Below are 20,501 nucleotides of genomic sequence, written 5' to 3'. Positions count from 1 at the left end.
AAAGCGCAAAGCAAAAGGCCCCCGCCGGGGCGAGGGCCTTTCGTAATTCGGTTGCCGGTCCTTACTTGAGGATCGAGCGGCCCGCGTATTCGGCGGTCTCGCCCAGCATTTCCTCGATGCGGATCAGCTGGTTGTATTTCGCCAGACGGTCCGAACGCGCAAGCGAGCCGGTCTTGATCTGGCCGCAGTTCGTGGCCACGGCGAGGTCGGCGATGGTGCTGTCCTCGGTCTCGCCCGAGCGGTGCGACATGACGTTGGTGTAGCGCGCGCGGTGGGCCATCTCGACGGCCTTCAGCGTCTCGGTCAGGGTGCCGATCTGGTTGACCTTGACCAGCATCGAGTTGGCGACGCCCTGCTTGATGCCATCGGCCAGACGCGCCGGGTTGGTCACGAAGAGGTCGTCACCGACCAGCTGCACTTTGTCGCCCAGCTTCTGGGTCAGGATCTTCCAGCCCGCCCAGTCGTCTTCCGACATGCCGTCTTCGATCGAGATGATCGGGTAGGCGGCGCAGAGCTTGGCGAGGTAGTCGGCATTTTCTTCCGAGGTCAGCGACAGGCCTTCGCCCTTCATCTCGTACTTGCCGTTCTTGTAGTATTCGGTCGAGGCGCAATCGAGCGCGAGGTAGATGTCCTCGCCCGGCTTGTAGCCGGCTTTTTCGATCGACTTCAGGATCAGGTCGAGCGCCGCGGTGGTCGAGCTGAGGTTCGGCGCGAAGCCGCCCTCGTCGCCCAGACCGGTCGAGAGACCGGCGGCGGTCAGCTCTTTCTTGAGCGTGTGGAACACTTCCGAACCCATGCGCACCGCGTCGCGGATATTGCCTGCCGAGACCGGCATGATCATGAATTCCTGGATGTCGATCGGGTTGTCGGCATGCTCGCCGCCGTTGATGATGTTCATCATCGGAACAGGCAGGACGCGGGCCGAGGTGCCGCCGACATAGCGGTAAAGCGGCTGCGCCGAGAAGTCGGCCGCGGCTTTCGCGCAGGCCAGCGACACGCCGAGGATGGCGTTCGCGCCGAGGCGGCTCTTGTTCGGGGTGCCGTCCAGCTCGATCATCATCTGGTCGATGGCGACCTGCTCGGTCACGTCTTCGCCCACGAGGTTCTCGGCGATCTCGCCGTTCACGGCCATGACGGCTTCCAGCACGCCCTTGCCCATGTAGCGCGACTTGTCGCCGTCGCGGCGCTCCACCGCCTCATGTGCGCCGGTCGAGGCGCCCGAGGGAACGGCGGCACGGCCCATCGTGCCGTCTTCGAGGATCACGTCGACCTCAACGGTCGGGTTGCCGCGGCTGTCGAGGATTTCGCGCGCGTGGATGTCGATGATCGTGCTCATGGAGATGCTCCGGCTGAGGGATTTGTCGCGCGCTCTATAGCCCGGTCCCCGCGCGCGGGAAAGAGGTTTGTTAGCGCTATCACGATTGTTAGCGCCGGACTTGCAAGAAATTTCGGATTCAGCGGCGAGTGCGCCTTGCCTGCCGCCAAAGCGTGTAGAGGCCCGAGCCAACGATCACCGCGCCGCCGATCAGCGTCGCGCGGTCCACCGGCTCATTGAAGACCGTCCAGCCGATGATCAGCGCAAAGATCAGGCGGGTGTAGCGGAAGGGGGTGATCACGGCGACCTCGCCGATCCGCATGGCTGCGATCAGGGCGTAATAACCGGCGGTACCGAACAAAAGCCCGCCGCCGATCATGGCGAAGTCGCGCGGGGTCGGCAGGGTGATCTCGGCGGGGCTGAGCCAGGCCATGGCAATGCCCGCAGGGATCACGGCCGCAAAGCCATAGGTCGCCAGTTGCATCGATGAGACCGACTTGGCGACCCGACGCGTCGCGACATCGCGTGCCGCGAGGCCGACCACGGCGGCCACGGCCAGCAGCGAAAGCGCCGAAAACCCCTCAGTCCCCGGACGTATCACGATTAGCACGCCGATGAAGCCCACGATGATCGCCGACCAGCGACGCCAGCCGACCTGCTCACCCAAGAACAACGCCGCGCCGAGCGTGACGGCCAGCGGCGTCGCCTGCAGAATGGCCGAGGCCTGCGCCAGCGGCGTCAGCGCGATGGCGGACACGAAGCACATCGTGCCCAGAAGCTCGCTGAAGTTGCGCAGCAGGACCGGGCCAGCCAGCAGATCGCGCGAGATAAGCCGATCCCCGCGGATCTTGGCGAGGATACCGAAAATCGCGCTGCCCCCAAGCCCAAGCAGGGCAAGAACCATGCCGATCGGCAGGCCTCGGGCCAGCTCCTTGACGAACATGTCCTCAAGGGCGAAGCCAGCCATCGCCGCCACCATCAGAAGGCTGCCGCGCAGGTTTTCCATGATATGTCCCGTATCCCTGACCAAGCGGTCCAACCGCTTGCCTGCCGCCTTGCCTCAAGCCGAGGCGGCCGTCCAGTGCGCAATTGTGTCACGCACAATCGCTAGCGCAAAACACCCGCCACGTCGGCCCAGATCGGCAGGTGATCCGAGGCGCGTCGCGCCAAGGGCGTATCCAGAACGCCCATACGCACGATGTTGATATTCGGGCAGGTCACCACGCGATCAAGCCGCCCGAACGGCGCGCGCGAGGGGTAGGTGGGGCCCGGCGCGTGCACGTGATAGCCCGTCAGCGCCTCGAAACCGTGCTTGGAGGACCACTCATTGAAATCGCCGATGGCAAGTGCGGGGCCTTTCGCGCCGCGCAGGGTCTGGGCGATCCGGCTCCATTGCGCGCGCCGGTCGGCGCGACGCAGGCCAAGATGGGCTGCGACCAGGGTGAAGGGGGCTGCGCCCTCATGCGCGATCACAAGGCGCAGCGCACCGCGCGGCTCAAGCCCCGGCAGCGCCAGCCCGTCGATATCGAGCACCCGCCCTCCGCGCCGTACGAGCACCGCCTGTCCGTGCCAGCCAAGACTGTCCGGGCCGGTTTTGGGGCCTTCGGCAACGTGAAAATCCGTCTCTGCCTCGATCAAGCGCGCGGGCAGGGCGGAGGGGCGCGCGCCAAGCCGCCGATCCACCTCTTGCAAGGCAATCACATCGGCTCCGAGTGCGTTGATCACGGCAAGAATGCGCGCGGGATCGTGGCGGCCATCGGTGCCGACGCATTTGTGCAGATTGTATGAGGCAAGACGAACGGTCATGATGACGATATGATTGTTTTCCCGGTGGGATTCATCCCCTGGGGATGGCCCTGCGACAACGTAGCGTGTACCCATGCGACTTCGCAAACATTACGCCAGCCTTCGCGCACAACCCCGGCTGATACAAGCGATCTGGGCGATGCTGGCGATCGAGTTTCTGCTGGCGCTGTGGGAATGGCAGCTGGCGCTTGCCGCTGTCGCCTGCCTGACCTTCCTGCTGACGCTGGTGCCGATGTATCTGACCTCGCGCCTTGGAATCGCCCTGCCGACGCCGCTGCTTGTCGGCATCACGATCTTCATCTTCGCGACGATCTTTCTGGGAGAGGCCTTCGATTTCTACAACCGATACTGGTGGTGGGATGTGGCGCTGCACGGCACCTCGGCGCTTGGCTTCGGGCTGCTGGGGTTCTTGGTGGTCTTCATGCTGTTCGAGGGCGACCGCTACGCCGCCCCGCATTGGGCGCTAGCGCTGATCGCCTTCTCCTTTGCTGTCACCATCGGCGCCCTGTGGGAGATTTTCGAATTCGGGATGGATCAGATCTTCGGCACGAACATGCAGAAATCCGGACTGGTCGATACGATGTGGGATCTGGTCGTGGACGTGATCGGGGCATCCCTGGGGGCGCTGGCGGGATGGCTTTACCTGATCGGGCGCGGTCCGGGGCCGACGCGCAACCTGTTTGAGGATTTCGTCGCAAAGAACCGCCGATTTTATCGAAAGTTCAAAAGCCAAAACAAATGATTGCACCGCGAAGTTCAGGTACCGCAGAAGGTCCGCAAAACCCGTTCGTCGGGCACTGGCGCCAGTTCGAGCTCGGCGAATGCGGGGTCGTCGGCAAAGGGCGTGCGCAATGCGGCGCTCAGGCGCTCGAACGGGGCAAAGTTTCCATCCGTCGCGGCGACGATGACCTCTTCGATGCGGTGATTGCGCGGGATGCGCACCGGGTTCGCGGCAGCCATGGTCGCCGTGGGCGTTTCCTCGCGCGCAAGGCGGGCTTGCCAGGCGGGTGCCCATGTGTCGAAGGCGGCGGGGTCGATGAACTCGGCGCGCGCCTTTCCGCTGCGCAGCCCGTGGAAGGTGCGGGTGAAATCGGCGCGCTCGACCGCCATACGGCTCAGCAGGTCTTCGATCAGGGGCCGGTCGTCCTCGGTTGCTGAGGAAAGGCCCAGTTTCGCGCCCATATAGCGCAGCCAGGCGCCCTGGTAGATCGGGGCGAAGCCATGCACGGCCTCGGTCGCGGCCTCGATGGCCGCGTCACGCTCTCCCATCAGGGGCAGCAGGCAGGTTGCCAGTTGCGCGAGGTTCCAGGCCGCGATCTGCGGCTGGTTGGCATAGGCATAGCGCCCGAATTGGTCGATCGAGGAAAAGACCGTCTGTGGGTGGTAATCATCCATGAAAGCGCAGGGGCCGAAGTCGATCGTCTCGCCCGAGAGCGCCATATTGTCGGTGTTCATCACGCCATGGATGAACCCCACGGACATCCAGCGCGCCACCAGATCTGCCTGCGCCGCGACGACGTCGCTCAGCAGGTCGAGCGGGCTTGTCGCGTTGGGATAGTGGCGCGAAATCATAAAGTTGCAGAGCGATATTAGCGCATCTTCGTCGCCGCGCGCCGCAAAATACTGGAAGGTGCCAACACGTACATGGCTGGAGGCCACGCGCGCAAGGATCGCGCCGGGGCGGCCCATTGCATCGCGCACGACGACCTCGCCCGTAGTAAGGGCCGCAAGCGCCCGTGTCGTCGGGATCCCAAGGGCGGCGAAAGCCTCGCTGACGATGTATTCGCGCAGAACGGGGCCAATCCATGCGCGCCCGTCGCCCCGACGCGAAAACGGCGTTCGGCCTGCACCCTTGAGCTGGATGTCAAAACGCGCGCCATCCGGCGCGACAACCTCACCCAGCAGGATCGCGCGGCCGTCGCCCAGAGTCGGCACCCATCCTCCGAATTGATGCCCGGCATAGGCCTGCGCCAAGGGCTCGGCGCCCGGCGGCATGGTGTTTCCGGCCAACATGGCGATGCCTTCGGCGCTGGCAAGCCAATCGGCATCAAGCCCAAGCCGTTCCGCAAGCGGGCGGTTCAGCGCGGCAAGGCTTGGCGCCTTGACCGGCACGGGGTCCTGGCGTGCATAAAACCGCTCGGGCAGGCGGGCATAACTGTTGTCAAAGGGCAGGGTCATCGCATCTCCTTCGCCCGGATATAGCGCGCCTTTCGCGCCGCGCCAGCCCGACTAAAGGCGGCCAATGCGTTCGATCAGCAGGGTGTAGAACCCTTCGGCGTCGAGCGAGCCCATGAAAAGCGCATTCGCCGGGCGGTCCGTCACGCGCCACCAGTCGGCGACGGTCATGCCCATAGTCAGTTCGGACCGGGTCTCGATCTCGACGTTGATGTGGCGGCCCTCGAACAGGTTGGGGTTCAGAAGGTAGGCGATCACGCAGGGGTCATGCAGTGGCGCGCCCTGGCTGCCATATTTCGCCATGTCGAAACGCTCGAAGAAATCGGTCCAACTGGCGACGGCATTGCCGACGCGGGTGCCAAGGGCGCGGAAGGCCTCGATCCGCGCGCGGGTGGTCAGCGCCTTGTGCGTGACGTCAAGCGGCATGACCGCCAAAGGCACGCCGGATTTGAACACGATCTCAGCAGCTTGCGGATCGACGTAAATGTTGAACTCGGCGGCGGGCGTGGTGTTGCCAACCTCGAAATAGGCGCCGCCCATCAGCACGATCTCGGCCACCTTCGGCACGATATCCGGCGCGCGGGTGAAGGCCGTGGCGATGTTCGTCAGCGGCCCCAGAGGGCACAGGGTTACGCTCCCTTCGGGGAGATCGCGCAGCGTCTCGATGATGAAATCGACGGCATGAGCATCCTGTAGGGCCATGGTCGGATCAGGCAGGGCGATCCCATCGAGCCCGGTCTTGCCGTGGACATACTCGGCGGTGACAAGGGCGCGCTGCATCGGGCGATCGCAGCCGGCGAAAATCTTGACCTCGGTCTTGCCGGCCAGTTCGCACACGACCCGCGCATTGCGTGTGGTCAGCGCCAGCGGCACGTTTCCGGCCACGCAGGTGATGCCCAGAACCTCCAGCTCAGGGCTCGCCAGCGCCAGAAGGAGGGCGACGGCGTCGTCCTGTCCGGGGTCGGTGTCGATGATGATCTTGCGCGGCATGGGGCTCTCCTTTCGGGCAGAGTGTCCGAGCCGCCGGGCGAAGTCCAGAGATCGCCGCGCGAAGAAAAAGGCCCCGGTTTCCCGGGGCCTTTCAGGCATTAACCGTCGAAGTTCACAGCCTCGATCAGCTTCAGCGCTTCGGGGCGCAGGTTCGAGACGTCGACAAGGTTGATCGGGTCGGCGGTGAAGTCACCCCAGCTTTCGACCAGCGCCGAGCGCTTGACGCCGTCCTTGACCGGGAACTCGTGGTTGGTCTCGGCGTAGATCGCCTGAGCTTCATCCGAAGCCAGGAATTCCATCAGTTTCAGCGCGTTATCGCGGTTCGGTGCGGCCTTGGTCATTGCCACGCCCGAGATGTTCATATGAGTGCCCTGACCCTCGAAGGTCGGGAAGACGATGCGGACCGAGTCCGCCCAGGCTTTCTGCTCGGGGTCGGCGACCATCTGGCCCATGTAATAGGTGTTGCCAAGCGAGATGTCGCATTCGCCTGCCCAGATCGACTTGACCTGGCTGCGGTCATTGCCCTCGGGCTTCTTGGCGAGGTTGGCCTTGACGCCTTCGAGCCAGGCGGTGGTGGCCTCGGTGCCGTGATGGGCCAGATAGGCGGCGGTCAGCGCCACGTTGTAATCCGAGGTGAAGGAGCGGGTGCAGATGCGGCCTTTCCACTTCGGGTCGGCCAGATCTTCGTAGGTGGTCACCTCGCCATCGGCCACGCGGTCGCGGCTGGCATAGACGATGCGGGCGCGGCTGGTCAGACCAAACCATTGGTTCGCCGGATCGCGGAAGCTGGCGGGGACCGCGGCCTCAAGTGCGGGGTCTTCGACGGGCTGGATCACGCCGGCTTCCACGACCTGCTGGAGGCGCGCGATATCCACGGTCATCACGAGGTCGGCGGGCGAGCGGCTGCCCTCGGCGACCAGGCGCTCGACCATGCCCTTTTCGACGAAGGCGACGTTCACATTGATGCCGGTTTCGGCGGTGAAGGCATCGAACAGCGGCTGCACCAGTTCGGGCTGACGATGCGAATAGACATTGACCTCGTCGGCGAGAGCGGGGGCGGCGACCAGAGCGGTCGAGAGGGCCAGGAAGATGCGCGTGTTCATTGGTGACTCCTTTAGTCAGAATTGCGCCTCTTAAACCCAACTCATGGCGCTTCGTCAATACCTGAGTAGAGTTCTCGGATAAATTCTTGTGACAAAAAAAAGACGGGGGCCAAAGCCCCCGTTTCTGTCGTCTTTTGCTCAGATCGCCTCGGCGGCTTCAAGCTTCTCCAACGCCTCGATCCATAGCTCTTCGGCGCGGACCATCGCATCGCGCGCCTCCGCGTGTTTGAGCAACCACTTGTCGCGCTCGGACGCGCGCGCGGCTTCGTAAAGCCCTGCATCTGCCAGCTTTTCATCAAGTTTTCCAAGCATTTCCGACAGCTTGTTCACACGCTCTTCGCATTTGCGCGCCTCGGAACGCAGGGCAAGGATCGCATCGCGCGAGGGCTTGGCGGGCTTGTCCTTGGCTTTCGGTGCGGGCCGCTCGGCCGGGTCGCCCGCCAGCAATTCGGCGCGGTATTGCTCTAGATCGCCGCCATAGGGCTGAACCGCGCCGCCCTTGACCAGCCACAGCCGGTCCGCCACGAGGCTGAGCAGGTGCATGTCGTGGCTGACAAGGATGACGGCGCCGGTATATGCGGTCAGTGCCTCGACCAGCGCCTCGCGGCTTTCAATGTCGAGGTGGTTCGTCGGTTCGTCGAGGATCAGCAGATGCGGCGCATCGAGCGTCGCGAGCAGCAGCGACAGTCGCGCCTTCTGCCCGCCCGAGAGCTTGCCGACATTCGTCTCGGCCTGATCGGCGCCAAGGCCGAACCCCGCCAGCCTTGCGCGCAGCCTGGATTGATGCTCTTCGGGGCGCAGGCGCTGAAGATGCAAGAGCGGCGTGGCGTTCAGGTCCAACTCATCCACCTGATGCTGCGCGAAATAGCCGATCCGCAGCTTGGACGAGCGGGTGATCGCGCCTTCCTCGACCTGCAACTTGCCCGCAAGCAGTTTCGAAAGGGTCGATTTGCCCTCGCCATTGCGACCTAACAGGGCGATCCGGTCATCCTGGTCGATGCGCAGGCTTAGGCGGCGCAGGATCGGCGCGCCGCCATAGCCGACGGCCGCCCCCTCCATCGCGATGATCGGCGGCGAGAGCTGCTCGGGCGTGGGGAAGGTGAAGACCTGCTTGGCGGCCTCTTCCGGCGCGGTGATCGGCACCATCTTTTCGAGCATCTTCACGCGGGCCTGCGCCTGGACGGCCTTGCTGGCCTTGGCCTTGAAGCGATCGACGAAACTTTGGAGGTGGGCGCGGCGGGCCTCTTGCTTCTTCGCCTCGGCGACCAGAACGGCGCGCTGCTCGGCGCGGGTGCGGGCAAACGTGTCGTAGCTGCCTTGATAAAGCGTCAGTCGACGGTTTTCGAGGTGCAGGATCGCGCCCACGGCCCGGTTCAGAAGGTCGCGGTCGTGCGAAATGACAATGACCGTATGCGGATAGCGCGCAAGGTATTGCTCCAGCCAGAGCGCGCCTTCGAGGTCGAGGTAGTTCGTCGGTTCGTCCAGCAACAGAAGGTCAGGCTGCGAGAACAGCACCCCCGCTAGCGCTACGCGCATTCGCCAGCCGCCCGAGAAATCCGAGCAGGGGCGCCGCTGCGCCTCGGCGTCAAAGCCAAGCCCCTTGAGGATCGCCGAGGCACGGCCCTCGGCCGACCAGGCTTCAATATCGGCCAGCCGGGTCTGGATCTCGGCGATGCGGTGTGGGTCTGAGGCGTGCTCGGCTTCGGCCATCAGCGTGGCGCGTTCGGTGTCGGCGGCCAGCACCGTGTCGATCAGGCTGACGTTGGACGAGGGCACCTCTTGCGCGACGCCGCCGATGCGGGCGCGGGCGGGCAGCGAGATCTCGCCGCCCTCCAACGCCAACTCGCCCCGGATCAGGCGGAAAAGCGTGGTCTTGCCCGCGCCGTTCGCGCCGACAAGGCCCACCTTGTGGCCGTCGGGAATGGTGGCCGAGGCGCCCTCGAACAGGGGGCGGCCTTCGATCGAATAGGAAATGTCGGATATCTTGAGCATGGGCCAGCCATGCCCGAGCCCGACTGCGCCGTCAACGGTGGTTAGTCGAACAGGCCCGTCATCAGTTCTGCGCCGTAGCTGTGGAAGCCCACCATCGGCTGCTCGCCCTCTTCCGAGAAGACGAAGAGATTGAAGGCGTCGTTGAATAGCGCGACGCGGCAAAAGCGGCCCTCGGCGGCGAGGTCAACGGGGCAGACCGCGATATCGACATGGGGAACCGAGGCCTCGAACATCTCATAGGTGAAGGGCAGGGCGTTCGGCCCCACAGTCTCTTGCGCGGCCAGAGCAAGCGGGGCGATCAGGGCGGCGGCGAGTGGTAGCACGAAGCGGATATTCATGGGGAGCTCCTTGAGGATTTGCGCAAAGCTGACTTAAAAACTCGGGTATATGCAACGCGACATCCGGCCGCAGCTTTTTCCGCCGATCGACATTTTGGTCAGGTTTCGTGCAAAAGACATATCAAGGCGATAGAAATTGCGCATGGCAGGGGGTTTTCAAGCGCCAAACCCCATGCTAGCAGGCGCCAGAAGCAAAAATCCGACCCGGTGATCTCGCCGGGTAGTGTATCAGAAAGGGCCTCCCCTCATGGCTATCGAACGCACGCTCAGCATCATCAAGCCCGATGCGACTCGCCGCAACCTGACCGGCAAGATCAACGCCAAATTCGAAGAAGCGGGCCTGCGCATCGTCGCGCAGAAGCGCATCAAGCTGAGCCTCGAGCAGGCCGGCAAGTTCTACGAAGTCCACAAAGAGCGCCCCTTCTACGGCGAACTGTGCGAATTCATGGCTTCGGAGCCGGTTGTCGTGCAGGTGCTGGAAGGCGAAGGCGCGATCGCGAAGAACCGCGAAGTGATGGGCGCCACCAACCCGGCCCAGGCCGCTGACGGCACCATCCGCAAGGAATTCGCGCTCTCGGTTGGCGAGAACTCGGTCCACGGTTCGGACGCCCCGGAGACCGCAGCGGTCGAAATCGCGTTCTTCTTCTCGGGTCTGGAACTGGTCGGCTAACGCCGCAACCCCACACCGATCTCATCAAGGGCCGCCTCCAGCCGGAGGTGGCCCTTGTCAATTCCGGCGGTGCGCTGGCGCGCCTCGGCCTTGAGCGCGTCGAAACGCTCGCGCAGGGCGTCTTTCTCGGCGCCCCGGCAATCGTTCCAGGGGCGGCCCTGAAGCGCCATGACCAGCGCATAGTAACCGATGAAATGGGGAGGGTTCCCGGCGCGCATCCACGCCAGATAGGCGGCATCGGCGCCCATCTCGCGCAGGGTCTCGGCGTCGGGGATACCCGCACGCTGAAAACCCTCCGCCGTGGCGGGGCCGATACCGTTGATGTCTGTCAAAGGGTTGGGCATGGCGGGATCAGCGAAGGGGACAAGCTACTGTGTCCCGTTGTTGTCCCGCAGGCAAGCTGCCTTAGATCGAGGCCCAGTCGTTGAAGGTCACGCCACCCTGTTGGGCGGTGGTGCCGGATTGCCCCTGCTGCTGGGGGGCAGATTTGGTTCCGGGCTTCTGCTGGTTGTCAGAGCCCATCTGTTGCGCGTGTTGCATCATCAGCCTCAGTAACCCGTCATGCCTAATTATTAGGCAGTTTGAAAACGGGAGTGCGGCGCCAGATACGACTGGTTCTTCGTTTAGGCAAGAACAGATATTGCGTTTGGCAAGGCCTCGCGCGGATGTGACCGCGCTGCTACGCCGCGATGCCCGATACGCTTAGTTGAGCGCCGCCTGAGCCGCCGTGGCTGAGGCGCCCGAGCGGCGGCTCGTTCCGCAAATCGAAATCGGCTGAGCCGTGGGCAGGCGCAGAAGATGCTCCAACGCCGCATTGTCCTCGATCAGGTCGGCGAGCGTGCGGCGGTCCATCGTGGCATAGAATGCCTCGAGTGCCTCCAGCAGTGCCTCGCGGAACATGCAGGCTTCGTGCAGCGGGCAGGTGTTGGTTTCCAGATCGAAGCATTCCGCGAAGGGCAGGGTGGCCTCGAAGGCGCGCAGCACCTCGCCCACGCCGATCTGATCCATCGGGCGCGCCAGTCGCAACCCGCCCGAGCGGCCGCGCTGCGTTTCGATGAACCCGCGCTGAGCGAGCGTATTGACCACCTGCGCCAGGTGATTTTCGGACGCGTTGCAGGCCTCGGCGATCTCATGCTTGCGCACGATGCGATCCGGGTTCACGGCGCAGAACATCAGGGTCCGCATGGCAAGGTTCGTTCGTGTGGTCAGTCGCATCGCAATGTCCTCTGGATAGGTCTGTTTACGACAGAACAGCGGCGCGGGACTTGACTTAGATCAGGTATCGAAAATGCACCAAATGAAACGCGACTCTTGGCGGTTTTCCGCCACCGGCCCGTGGCTAAGACAGCGCCGCGGAAGGCTTGACCTTTGCGCTTGCTCGGGTCAGCTAGGGCAAAACGATGAGGTGTGCGATGGCGCTTGAAGATGCCAAGAACGAGATCGACATGGCGTTCACGCGTCAGGACCTGCGCGGGCTGGCTTATGAGAACGCCTTCGCCGGTGCGACCAGCTTCCTGCGCCGCCGTTACAGCAAGGATCTGACCGGGGTCGATCTGGCCGTTACCGGCGTGCCCTTCGATCAGGCGGTCACGCATCGCCCCGGCACGCGCTTCGGGCCGCGCGCCATCCGCGAAGCCTCGACCCTGCAAGCCTTCGATGCGCCTTACGGCTGGGGCTATGATCCGCTGAGCGAGATGAGCGTGGTCGATTACGGCGATGTGGCCTTCGATTACGCGCATACGGCCTCGTTCCCCGACCGGGTGCAGGCGCATATCGCGCACATTCTGGCGGCGGGCGCGGGGACGGTGACGCTTGGCGGCGACCATTTCGTCACACTGCCCATCCTGCGCGCCTATGCCGAGAAGTTCGGCCCCGTCGCGCTGATCCAGTTCGACGCCCATTCCGATACCTGGGCCGATGACGACATGAGCCGGATCGACCACGGCACGTTCCTCTACAAGGCGATCAAGCTGGGGCTCGTCGAGGCGCCGACGACGGTCTCGGTTGGCATCCGCACCGACAATCCCGATACGCTCGGGGTGAATATTCTCGACGCGCCCTTCGTGCATCAGCGCGGCGTCGATGAGACGGTCGCGCGGATCAAGGAGATCGTGGGTGACCGGCCGACCTATGTGACCTTCGATATCGACTGCCTCGATCCGGCCTTCGCGCCGGGGACTGGCACGCCGGTCTGGGGCGGGCTGGCGAGTTGGCAGGCGGCGGCGATCTTGCGCGGGCTTGCAGGGATCAATCTGGTCGGGGGCGATGTCGTCGAGGTCTCGCCGCCCTATGACACGACCGGGGCAACCGCCATTGCGGGCGCGCATGTCGCGATGGAGCTGATAGCGCTTTACGGTTGGACGCGCCGGAGCACGGCATGATCTTACGCCTCGTTCTGGCGGCCCTTGTTCTCGCCGTGCTGGCTTTTGCCGTCTGGGTGCGGCTGGCCCCGCTTCCGGCGGATCGCTATCACCGGATGGACAGCGCCAATGCACCCGGCGACTGGCCCATGCGCGGCGGATTCGAGGCCGTGCGCCAGGTGCCGGAGCCGCGCGCGGCGCTGGTGGCCCTTGCCCAGGCGGCCGAACTGACCCCGCGCACCGAACTGCTGGAGGGCAGCGTTGAAGAGGGCCTATTGACCTTCGTGACACGCTCGGCGGTCTGGGGTTTCCCGGATATTTCGAACATCTGGATTGATGGTGACCGGGTACATCTGCGTGCCCATCTGGTGTTCGGCGGGAACGACTTCGGCGTGAACCGCGCGCGGGTCGAGGGCTGGCTTGCGCTCGCCGGGCTCTAGGATCTGTTGCGCGGAAATCACGCGCAAAACTCCCTCGGGGCGCCACCTTGCAGGCCAACCTGCGACCCCCTATCTGACCCGGAGGCGAGTGGGGACATCATGCGCATCGCACTACATTACTTTTCCTGGGCGTTCGGTTTCACGGCACTGGGCCTGGCACTCGCGATCTGGCTCGGCTGGGCCTATTCGGGCACGCTGAGCGGCACGTTCGCCTTCTTCGTGATCGCAGCCGTGCTCGCGGTGCTTGAGATCTCGCTGTCTTTCGACAACGCTATCGTCAACGCCAACAAGCTCAAGCAGATGACGCCCGAGTGGCAGCACCGCTTCCTGACCTGGGGTATCGTGATCGCGGTCTTCGGGATGCGGATCCTGTTCCCGCTTCTGGTCGTGGTGATTGCCGCCGGCATTGGCCCGATCGAGGCGGTGAAGCTTGCGGCGACGCAACCCGCCGAATACGCCCGCATCATCGGCTCGGCGCATGTGTCCATCGCTGCGTTCGGCGGCGCGTTCCTGATGATGGTCGCGCTGAACTACTTCATCGACGAAGGCAAGGAAGTCGACTGGATCGCCGCGCTGGAGCGGCGCCTGCGCGCCTGTGCCTCGATCCGCGGGCTTGAAATCGGCCTCGTCCTGAGCGTGGTCATGCTGTTCACCTGGGTGCTTCCGCCCGGAACCGAAGGTGAGTTTCTGTTCGCCGCCTGCGCGGGGCTTTTGACCTTCCTGGGTGTCGAGGTGCTGGGGCACGTGCTCGACCGCGCCTCGCTTGCCAGCGAAGCGGCGAAGGGTGGTATCGGCGCCTTCCTTTACCTTGAGGTACTCGACGCTTCGTTCAGCTTCGACGGTGTCATCGGTGCCTTCGCCTTGACGCAGAACCTCTTCCTGATCGCCATCGGCCTTGGCATTGGCGCGATGTATGTGCGCTCGATGACGATTATGCTGGTCGAGAAGAACACGCTGGCGGAGTTTCGCTACCTCGAACATGGCGCGTTCTGGTCGATCCTGATCCTTTCGGGGATCATGTTCGCGCAGACGCTGTGGCATATTCCCGAGGTCGCGACCGGCCTGATCGGGGCAGCTTTCATCGGCCTGTCGTTGCTGTCCTCGCTGCGCTTCAACCGCCGCAGCGCGCGATAATCACCGAAAACCCCACCGTTTTGAGGGGTTTTGCCCGAAATTTGAGCATTTCGCTGGCTCGACAGGGCGCGCCTACCGCGTCATCCTGACTTTAACAGGAACACGAGCTGTCCGTGCGGTCGCGCCGCGTGACGGCGCTGGCAAGGTAACGGCATGTCCACTCCCTATTCCCGCTTCACCCCTCTTGGGCTTTGTTTTCTGCTCGCCGCGCTTTCGCTGGTCGGGCTTGTGCTTTCGGCGTGGTTCTGGGTTCCCGCGCTGATCTTCGGCGCTCTCGGTGTCGTGGGCATCTTCGACTTGATCCAGACGCGCCGTGCGGTTCTGCGTAACTACCCGATCCTTGGCCACATGCGCTATATGTTTGAGAGTATCCGCCCCGAGATCCGCCAGTACCTGATCGAGAGCGACCAGGACGAAGAACCTTTCTCGCGCGAGCTGCGCACCATCGTCTACCAGCGCGCCAAGAACGTCGAGGACAAGCGCCCCTTCGGCACCCGGATGCGGGTCTACGATTCCGGCTATCAGTGGCTGACGCATTCGGTGCGGCCCAAGCACATCACCGACACGAACTTCCGCGTCACCATCGGCGGGCCGGACTGCAAGCAGCCCTATTCGGCCTCGATCTACAACATCTCGGCCATGAGCTTCGGCGCACTTTCGTCGAACGCCATCGAGGCGCTGAACCGTGGCGCCAAGGCAGGCAAATTCGCGCATGACACGGGCGAGGGCGGTATTTCGCGCTATCACCGCACCGGCGGCGGCGATCTGATCTATGAGGTCGGCTCGGGCTACTTCGGTTGCCGTGATGCTGCGGGCGCGTTCAGCCCCGAGAAGTTCGCTGAGACCGCGGCCGATCCGCAGGTCAAGATGATCGAGATCAAGCTGAGCCAGGGCGCCAAGCCCGGTCATGGCGGGATGCTGCCCGCCGCCAAGATCAGCCCGGAAATCGCCGAGGCCCGCGGCGTGCCGATGGGGGTGGATTGCATCTCGCCCGCCTCGCATTCGGCCTTCTCGACCCCGCTCGAGATGATGCAGTTCATCGCGCAACTGCGCGAGTTGTCGGGTGGTAAACCAGTGGGCTTCAAGCTGTGCATCGGCCACCGGCGCGAGTTCATGTGCATGGTCAAGGCGATGCTGGAAACCGGCATCACCCCCGATTTCATCGTGGTCGACGGCAAGGAGGGCGGCACCGGCGCTGCCCCGCTGGAATTCGCCAACCACATGGGGATGCCGCTGGTCGAGGGGCTGACTTTCGCCCACAACACGCTGCGCGGCGCGGGCCTGCGCGAACGCATCAAGATCGGCGCCAGCGGCAAGCTGGTCACCGCGTTCGACATCGCGCGCGTGCTGGCGCTTGGGGCCGACTGGGCGAATTCGGCTCGTGGCTTCATGTTCGCCATCGGCTGTATCCAGGCGCAGGCTTGCCATACCAATCGCTGCCCGGTGGGCGTGGCGACGCAAGACAAGATGCGCGCACGGGCGCTGGTTGTGCCCGACAAGGCCGAGCGTGTCGCCAATTTCCACGGCAACACGATGAAGGCACTGGCCGAGATGACCGGCGCCGCTGGCCTTGAGCATCCCGGTGGCTTCCTTCCGCACCACTTCCTGATGCGCGAAAAGGACGGCGAGATGGTCGTCGCCGACGAGGTCTATCCCTACATGCCGGAGGGCTTCCTGCTGCGCGAGGATGATGAACGGTTCGGTTACCTCAAGCGCTGGCGCCGTGCGCGCGCAGCGGCCTTCGAGCCGATCGACAGCGGTGTCTGAGAATAGAGGGCGGGCCTGGTGGTGGGGTCAAGCCCGCCCCTGAAGCCGGTCACACAGTGGTCCCGGGTGACGAAGCCTGGTTCAGGGGCTTCGGGCAGCTAGCACCCGGCTTCTTGACCCGGCTGCTTCCAGGTTAGCGGCAACGCATTACTGGGCAGTCTGTCTGACCAGTATAGGACAGTTTCACAATTTTGCCACAATTCATCGCGGCCCGAAGGCAGAAATCTGTGGTCTCACGCCCCGATCTGCATGAGGTCGTAGGGTGTGCCCTGATAGATCTCATTGATCCAGTTGCCATAGAGCAGATGCGCGTGGCTGCGCCACCGGTTGGTCGGCACGCGCGCGGGGTCATCGTCCGGGTAGTAATTGGCCGGAACGTTGATCGGTTTCCCCGCCGAGACGTCGCGGTCATACTCTTCCTTCAGCGTGCCCGAGTCATATTCGAGGTGGTTGAAGATATAGAGCGCGCGGTGGCAGCTGTCCTCCACGAGGCAGGGGCCTGTCTCATCCGAGGCGATCAGCGTCTTGAGGCCCGTAGCGTCGATCTCGTCCTGGTGCATCTCGGTCCAGCGGCTGACCGGGATCAGCACATCGTCCGAGAATCCGCGCAGATAGGGCGAGGCGGGCGACAGGTTGCGGTGCCGGAAGCAGCCGAAGGCCTTGTGATCAAGGATGTGCTTGTGCACGCCGTGGAAGTAGTGCGCCATCGCCATGCCGCCCCAGCACACGCCGAAGGTGGAAAAGACATGGCTCTGCGTCCAGTCGAAGATCCGCGTCAACTCGTCCCAATAGGTCACCTCCTCAAAGGGCAGGTGCTCGATCGGGGCGCCGGTGATGATCAGCCCGTCGAACTTCTCGCCCGAGGCCTCGACCTCGGCGAAGGGGCGATAGAAGGCCTCCATATGCTCGGCGGCGGTGTTCCTGGTCTGATGCTCGGTCATACGGATCAGCTGGAAGTCGATCTGCAGGGGCGTCGCACCGATCAGCCGGGCGAACTGGTTCTCGGTCTGGATTTTCTTGGGCATCAGGTTCAGCAGCGCGATGCGGATCGGACGGATGTCCTGCATTGCCGCGCGCCCGGGCGACATCACCATGACGCCTTCCTTCGAGAGGATGTCGAAGGCGGGAAGCGTCTCGGGTAGGGTGATGGGCATGGGTCTCTCCGGGGTCCTGCTGGCCGGGGTTGGTCAGTTTGGGTTGGCGTTCGATCTTAGGCGGGAAGTGCCGCTGCGATCAGCGATGTAAAGTCTTTCTCGTCGCGGACAAGGGCCACGTCTTCTGCCTTGACCTTGACGCCCCAGTGCTCGGCCATGGCGGCGTAGCGGGGCTGGCGGTGTTGGAGCGCCTGCCGATAGGTCCAGCGCACGAAATCGTCGGGGTTGACCTCGTCTTCCTTCAGGCCGCGCTCGACGCGGTATTGCACCCATTTCCGCTCAAGGAATTCGGGCTGGTAATACATCGGTTTCGGCGCGCGGTCGAAGCGGCGCACCAGTTCCTCTGTATGGGCCTCGGATCCCTCGATCCAGACCATGAGGAAGTTTTCGGACAGGGCGCGCAGGATCGGGTCGGCCGGGTCGGTGGGGTCCACCACCTCGCAGATCGAGCCGCCGGAGTCGCAGACGAAACTGGTGATGCCGTAGATCTCACGGGCGCGGCGGACGAAATGCACCGTGTCGAGCAGCGCGGCCTTTTCGGCGGCACGGTGCTGGTTCTGGCGACGCATGTATTCCTCGAACGGCAATCCGCCCTTGGCCTCGGAGCCGGGCTTGCCGAGATAGGTGGACAGCGGCGCGAGATTATCGAAGGTGATGTTCGAGGCGATATAGACGCTGTCGGTCAGCAGCAGCTCGCGCAGGAAGGGGCTTTTCATCGCCTCGCGCTTGAAGTTGTCGGCGATGAATTCGCCCATGTAGCGCGTGCCGATCCGGTAATCGACCGAGTAGTGGAACCAACCCGTGCCGCGCAGCATGGCCGAGAGATAGGTCTTGCCCAGACCCGACATGCCGAACAGCAGCACTCGCTTCTGGCTTGCCGCCAACCATTCTGCGCGATTGGAATAAATCATCCCGGTCCCCTTGCTTTGGCCCGGTTTAGCGCGGCCCGCCGCCGCCGTCACGGGGTTTTGGTGCGGTTGAGCACGACAAGCCCCACCGCCAGCAGGCCAAACCCGGCCAAGGCGTTAAGGCCGACCCTCTCGCCATAGACCAGCGCGCCCGCGACGATGGCGACCGGCGGGATCAGCAGCGTTACCAAAAGCAGGTTGCCCGATCCCGCAAGCGCGAGGATCCGGTAGTAGAGGATATAGGCCAGCGCCGAGCACCCGGCCGCGAGCCAGATCAGACCGACCCAGACCGAGGGTGCCCAGTCAAAATTCGGAACGCCCTCAATGGTCAGCATGGCGGGCACCATCCAGAGGGTCGCGCCGCTCAGCATTCCGGCTGCGGCGACCTCGGGGGCCAGTCCGCGCGTGGCGTGGCGCGCGTAGGCGCCCGCGAAGCCGTAGGCGATCGAGGCGCCGATCACCGCCATCTGGCCCGCCGAGGCAAGGTCAAAGCCCGCGAGCGCGTCCGGTCCGATCGCCAGAACCACCCCGGCGAAGCCGATCAGAGCCCCTAGGGCCCTGGCGCTGGTCAGTCGCTCATCCGCAAAGACCGCCGCCGCGATCACCACGCCGAAGATTGCGGTCGAGGCATTCAGGATCGAGGCCAGCCCCGAGTCGATGTGCTTTTGCCCCCAAACGATCAGGCTGAACGGTATGGCATTGTTCAACGCCCCCATGATCACGAAACGTGTCAGGATACGCCGGTCGTTCGGTACGGGCAGGCGTCGATAGAGAACCCAGGCCCATAGCACCGCCGCCCCCAGGGCCACCCGGAAGGTGACGACCGTCAGCACGCCCGCGCCCGCAAGTGCCGCGCGATTGGAAAGGAACGATGTCCCCCAGATCAGGGCAAGCGCCCCCAGGAGGATCCAGGCAAGCAGCGAGATACGGGTTTGGGACAGGCTCTGGTTCATGGCGCGACGCTACCTTTGGTCAGAGGCTTTCACCACCCGAAACCTGCGAAAAGAAACACCCCGCACGATGGCGGGGTGTTTGCGGATTCTTGGAAGCGCGACGACTTAGAACGAGTAGCCCACGCGAAGGCCAAAGGCGACGGCTGTGTTGTCCTCGAACTCTGCGAAGGTGCCGCAGTCCTGGTTGGGGCATTGCCCGCCAAGGAATGCCGAGGGAACCTCGGTCTTGGTGTCGCCGATCATGACATAGCGCACGCCACCGGTGATCTTGAGGTTGTCGCGCGTGTAGGTGGCGGCAAGGCCAAGCGCGGTTGCGCCATCGGTTGGGCCAAGGTTGCCTGCGTATCCGCCCGTGCCAGCTTCATGGCTGACGAAGACAGCACCCGACCAGTTCTGGTTGAAGCGGCGCCCGACACCCAGAGTGTAGGTGATCGTGTCGTCCTCGTAGGATACCAGCGCGTCCTTGAAGTGGTTCGAAGGTGCGTTGGTATACATGTAGGGCGAGATGTCGAAGGCACTCCAGTCAACCCAGCGAACCGAGCCGAACACCAGCGTGTCTTTCGCGATGCCGGTCTGACCCTCAAGCAGGATCGATTGCGGGATATCGGTCTCGAACTCGGTGTCGAAAGTGAAGCCGCCGGCGACCTCGGTCGCGTCGAACTTGTGGCTGACGGCCGAATTGTAGGTCAGGGCGATACGAGCCGCGATCTCGGGCTTTTCCCATGCAACGCCGACAACGTAGCCGAAGTCGGTCTCGCTCGAGGTCTGCATGTCGTAGCCAGTGAACAGATGGACCCGACCACTGGTCTTGATCGCGCGTACACCGCCGATAACGCTGAAGTTGTTCGGCAACCTGTAGCGCAGCAGCGCCGTCGTCGCGAGCGCGTTCACATCAGCCGTCGAGCCCCCGTAGAGGTAACCCGTCATCGGATAGGAGACGTCGGCGCCAATCGGCTCGTCCACGATCAGGGCGAAGTCGAGCTTCTCGTTGACCTTCAGCTTCAGGCCCAGGCTGTAGGTATTATAGTTTTCCGTCATGTCGCCGGAATCTGCGCCAACAAAAGCTGCGCTCGGATACGGAAACATCTGCGTTCCCGACACTTCTGGCTTCACGCGGCCCATGTTGAATTCGATGTAATTCCCCTCTTCAAAGAGGAGAGCCACCGACTGTGCGGATCTCTCGATCCCCCCTGCATTGACCGCGCTGGCGCACAAGGCCACGGCGCTGGCCGATAGTAAGACACGTCCCATTTCTACCTCTTCCCTACGTGCTTGCTTCTTGTTTTTTCAGTGAAGCTAGCATGACGTTAACGTGAATTATTTCGGTCTGGGCAGTGACGTGGCGTCGCACTTTTCGGTGCCCGGGGGGTGCCCCGACGTCACGTGGCACAAGTGC

General features: G+C 63.8%; 21 protein-coding genes. 6 read left to right on the top strand and 15 right to left on the bottom strand.

Annotated features, from left to right (window positions below; all coding sequences use genetic code 11):
* Window positions 1-61: 61 nt before the first annotated feature.
* The 3 genes from eno to N3C64_RS01090 form a co-directional block, all read right to left on the bottom strand.
* Window positions 62-1,336, bottom strand: coding sequence for a phosphopyruvate hydratase (eno, locus tag N3C64_RS01100; protein WP_260010912.1), 1,275 nt, complete (start codon window positions 1,334-1,336; stop codon window positions 62-64).
* Between the two features lie 118 nt (window positions 1,337-1,454).
* Window positions 1,455-2,321: a DMT family transporter gene (locus tag N3C64_RS01095; protein ID WP_218629161.1), complete on the bottom strand. Its 867-nt coding sequence runs from the start codon at window positions 2,319-2,321 to the stop codon at window positions 1,455-1,457.
* A gap of 101 nt (window positions 2,322-2,422) precedes the next feature.
* Window positions 2,423-3,121, bottom strand: coding sequence for an endonuclease/exonuclease/phosphatase family protein (locus N3C64_RS01090; RefSeq protein ID WP_218629160.1), 699 nt, complete (start codon window positions 3,119-3,121; stop codon window positions 2,423-2,425).
* Window positions 3,122-3,194: 73 nt separating this feature from the next.
* On the opposite strand from N3C64_RS01090, the gene N3C64_RS01085 reads away from it, so the two are divergent.
* Window positions 3,195-3,863 (top strand): DUF2238 domain-containing protein, encoded by a 669-nt coding sequence (locus tag N3C64_RS01085; RefSeq protein ID WP_218629159.1) that lies wholly within the window; start codon window positions 3,195-3,197, stop codon window positions 3,861-3,863.
* 14 nt (window positions 3,864-3,877) lie between these two features.
* Here N3C64_RS01085 and N3C64_RS01080 read toward each other — a convergent pair whose 3' ends face one another.
* The 5 genes from N3C64_RS01080 to N3C64_RS01060 form a co-directional block, all read right to left on the bottom strand.
* Entirely contained in the window at window positions 3,878-5,299 is a 1,422-nt protein-coding gene (locus tag N3C64_RS01080) for a protein adenylyltransferase SelO (protein WP_260010899.1), read from the bottom strand.
* A 51-nt stretch (window positions 5,300-5,350) separates the two neighbouring features.
* The gene (locus N3C64_RS01075; protein ID WP_260010890.1) at window positions 5,351-6,286 is read right to left on the bottom strand and encodes a nucleoside hydrolase; all 936 of its coding nucleotides are present in this window, start codon (window positions 6,284-6,286) and stop codon (window positions 5,351-5,353) included.
* A gap of 98 nt (window positions 6,287-6,384) precedes the next feature.
* On the bottom strand, window positions 6,385-7,389 hold the full coding sequence (locus N3C64_RS01070) for a Fe(3+) ABC transporter substrate-binding protein (RefSeq protein ID WP_260010887.1): 1,005 nt from the start codon (window positions 7,387-7,389) through the stop codon (window positions 6,385-6,387).
* 138 nt (window positions 7,390-7,527) lie between these two features.
* Window positions 7,528-9,381, bottom strand: a complete 1,854-nt coding sequence (locus N3C64_RS01065) for an ABC-F family ATP-binding cassette domain-containing protein (protein WP_260010885.1) — start codon at window positions 9,379-9,381, stop codon at window positions 7,528-7,530.
* A gap of 41 nt (window positions 9,382-9,422) precedes the next feature.
* Window positions 9,423-9,719 (bottom strand): hypothetical protein, encoded by a 297-nt coding sequence (locus N3C64_RS01060; protein ID WP_260010883.1) that lies wholly within the window; start codon window positions 9,717-9,719, stop codon window positions 9,423-9,425.
* A gap of 247 nt (window positions 9,720-9,966) precedes the next feature.
* Here N3C64_RS01060 and ndk point away from each other — a divergent pair, with 247 nt between their 5' ends.
* Window positions 9,967-10,389 (top strand): nucleoside-diphosphate kinase, encoded by a 423-nt coding sequence (gene ndk, locus N3C64_RS01055; protein WP_218629153.1) that lies wholly within the window; start codon window positions 9,967-9,969, stop codon window positions 10,387-10,389.
* On the opposite strand, the gene N3C64_RS01050 is transcribed toward ndk, so the two are convergent.
* The 3 genes from N3C64_RS01050 to N3C64_RS01040 all read right to left on the bottom strand — a co-directional run bounded on the left by N3C64_RS01050 (window position 10,386) and on the right by N3C64_RS01040 (window position 11,604).
* Complete coding sequence (locus N3C64_RS01050; RefSeq protein ID WP_260010882.1) at window positions 10,386-10,733, bottom strand: TfoX/Sxy family DNA transformation protein; 348 nt, start codon at window positions 10,731-10,733, stop codon at window positions 10,386-10,388. The two genes, ndk and N3C64_RS01050, sit on opposite strands and share 4 nt — an antisense overlap.
* Window positions 10,734-10,794: 61 nt before the next feature.
* Window positions 10,795-10,929 carry a hypothetical protein gene (locus tag N3C64_RS01045; RefSeq protein WP_255697076.1) on the bottom strand — a complete coding sequence of 45 codons (135 nt, stop codon included), beginning with the start codon at window positions 10,927-10,929 and terminating at the stop codon, window positions 10,795-10,797.
* Between the two features lie 162 nt (window positions 10,930-11,091).
* Window positions 11,092-11,604, bottom strand: coding sequence for an RrF2 family transcriptional regulator (locus N3C64_RS01040; protein ID WP_260010880.1), 513 nt, complete (start codon window positions 11,602-11,604; stop codon window positions 11,092-11,094).
* 197 nt (window positions 11,605-11,801) lie between these two features.
* Here N3C64_RS01040 and speB point away from each other — a divergent pair, with 197 nt between their 5' ends.
* From speB to N3C64_RS01020, 4 genes are all read left to right on the top strand, one after another.
* Window positions 11,802-12,770, top strand: coding sequence for an agmatinase (speB, locus tag N3C64_RS01035; protein ID WP_260010878.1), 969 nt, complete (start codon window positions 11,802-11,804; stop codon window positions 12,768-12,770).
* Window positions 12,767-13,189 carry a DUF1499 domain-containing protein gene (locus tag N3C64_RS01030; RefSeq protein ID WP_260010876.1) on the top strand — a complete coding sequence of 141 codons (423 nt, stop codon included), beginning with the start codon at window positions 12,767-12,769 and terminating at the stop codon, window positions 13,187-13,189. The genes speB and N3C64_RS01030 overlap by 4 nt, the downstream gene beginning before the upstream one ends.
* A 99-nt stretch (window positions 13,190-13,288) precedes the next feature.
* Window positions 13,289-14,323: a DUF475 domain-containing protein gene (locus N3C64_RS01025; RefSeq protein WP_218629148.1), complete on the top strand. Its 1,035-nt coding sequence runs from the start codon at window positions 13,289-13,291 to the stop codon at window positions 14,321-14,323.
* Between the two features lie 153 nt (window positions 14,324-14,476).
* Entirely contained in the window at window positions 14,477-16,090 is a 1,614-nt protein-coding gene (locus tag N3C64_RS01020) for an FMN-binding glutamate synthase family protein (protein WP_260010874.1), read from the top strand.
* A 233-nt stretch (window positions 16,091-16,323) separates the two neighbouring features.
* On the opposite strand, the gene N3C64_RS01015 is transcribed toward N3C64_RS01020, so the two are convergent.
* From N3C64_RS01015 to N3C64_RS01000, 4 genes are all read right to left on the bottom strand, one after another.
* Window positions 16,324-17,244, bottom strand: a complete 921-nt coding sequence (locus tag N3C64_RS01015; RefSeq protein ID WP_260010871.1) for a homoserine O-succinyltransferase — start codon at window positions 17,242-17,244, stop codon at window positions 16,324-16,326.
* 56 nt (window positions 17,245-17,300) lie between these two features.
* Entirely contained in the window at window positions 17,301-18,155 is an 855-nt protein-coding gene (locus N3C64_RS01010; RefSeq protein ID WP_218629145.1) for an ATPase, read from the bottom strand.
* A 47-nt stretch (window positions 18,156-18,202) separates the two neighbouring features.
* The gene (locus N3C64_RS01005) at window positions 18,203-19,105 is read right to left on the bottom strand and encodes a DMT family transporter (RefSeq protein ID WP_260010869.1); all 903 of its coding nucleotides are present in this window, start codon (window positions 19,103-19,105) and stop codon (window positions 18,203-18,205) included.
* Window positions 19,106-19,210: 105 nt separating this feature from the next.
* Window positions 19,211-20,356, bottom strand: coding sequence for an outer membrane protein transport protein (locus N3C64_RS01000; protein WP_375546085.1), 1,146 nt, complete (start codon window positions 20,354-20,356; stop codon window positions 19,211-19,213).
* Window positions 20,357-20,501 lie beyond the last annotated feature (145 nt).

It is taken from the genome of Sedimentimonas flavescens (assembly GCF_025154035.1).
GTDB classification, from domain to species: domain Bacteria; phylum Pseudomonadota; class Alphaproteobacteria; order Rhodobacterales; family Rhodobacteraceae; genus Rhodobacter; species Rhodobacter flavescens.
The sequence above is the reverse complement of the archived record's forward strand: the minus strand, read 5'-3'. Positions and strand labels throughout refer to the sequence as shown.

Coding starts and splice junctions, on each gene's coding strand:
- eno (WP_260010912.1), bottom strand. CDS start 1,336: ATGAGCACGATCATCGACATCCACGCGCGCGAAATCCTCGACAGCCGC.
- N3C64_RS01095 (WP_218629161.1), bottom strand. CDS start 2,321: ATGGAAAACCTGCGCGGCAGCCTTCTGATGGTGGCGGCGATGGCTGGC.
- N3C64_RS01090 (WP_218629160.1), bottom strand. CDS start 3,121: ATGACCGTTCGTCTTGCCTCATACAATCTGCACAAATGCGTCGGCACC.
- N3C64_RS01085 (WP_218629159.1), top strand. CDS start 3,195: ATGCGACTTCGCAAACATTACGCCAGCCTTCGCGCACAACCCCGGCTG.
- N3C64_RS01080 (WP_260010899.1), bottom strand. CDS start 5,299: ATGACCCTGCCCTTTGACAACAGTTATGCCCGCCTGCCCGAGCGGTTT.
- N3C64_RS01075 (WP_260010890.1), bottom strand. CDS start 6,286: ATGCCGCGCAAGATCATCATCGACACCGACCCCGGACAGGACGACGCC.
- N3C64_RS01070 (WP_260010887.1), bottom strand. CDS start 7,389: ATGAACACGCGCATCTTCCTGGCCCTCTCGACCGCTCTGGTCGCCGCC.
- N3C64_RS01065 (WP_260010885.1), bottom strand. CDS start 9,381: ATGCTCAAGATATCCGACATTTCCTATTCGATCGAAGGCCGCCCCCTG.
- N3C64_RS01060 (WP_260010883.1), bottom strand. CDS start 9,719: ATGAATATCCGCTTCGTGCTACCACTCGCCGCCGCCCTGATCGCCCCG.
- ndk (WP_218629153.1), top strand. CDS start 9,967: ATGGCTATCGAACGCACGCTCAGCATCATCAAGCCCGATGCGACTCGC.
- N3C64_RS01050 (WP_260010882.1), bottom strand. CDS start 10,733: ATGCCCAACCCTTTGACAGACATCAACGGTATCGGCCCCGCCACGGCG.
- N3C64_RS01045 (WP_255697076.1), bottom strand. CDS start 10,929: ATGCAACACGCGCAACAGATGGGCTCTGACAACCAGCAGAAGCCCGGA.
- N3C64_RS01040 (WP_260010880.1), bottom strand. CDS start 11,604: ATGCGACTGACCACACGAACGAACCTTGCCATGCGGACCCTGATGTTC.
- speB (WP_260010878.1), top strand. CDS start 11,802: ATGGCGCTTGAAGATGCCAAGAACGAGATCGACATGGCGTTCACGCGT.
- N3C64_RS01030 (WP_260010876.1), top strand. CDS start 12,767: ATGATCTTACGCCTCGTTCTGGCGGCCCTTGTTCTCGCCGTGCTGGCT.
- N3C64_RS01025 (WP_218629148.1), top strand. CDS start 13,289: ATGCGCATCGCACTACATTACTTTTCCTGGGCGTTCGGTTTCACGGCA.
- N3C64_RS01020 (WP_260010874.1), top strand. CDS start 14,477: ATGTCCACTCCCTATTCCCGCTTCACCCCTCTTGGGCTTTGTTTTCTG.
- N3C64_RS01015 (WP_260010871.1), bottom strand. CDS start 17,244: ATGCCCATCACCCTACCCGAGACGCTTCCCGCCTTCGACATCCTCTCG.
- N3C64_RS01010 (WP_218629145.1), bottom strand. CDS start 18,155: ATGATTTATTCCAATCGCGCAGAATGGTTGGCGGCAAGCCAGAAGCGA.
- N3C64_RS01005 (WP_260010869.1), bottom strand. CDS start 19,105: ATGAACCAGAGCCTGTCCCAAACCCGTATCTCGCTGCTTGCCTGGATC.
- N3C64_RS01000 (WP_375546085.1), bottom strand. CDS start 20,356: ATGGGACGTGTCTTACTATCGGCCAGCGCCGTGGCCTTGTGCGCCAGC.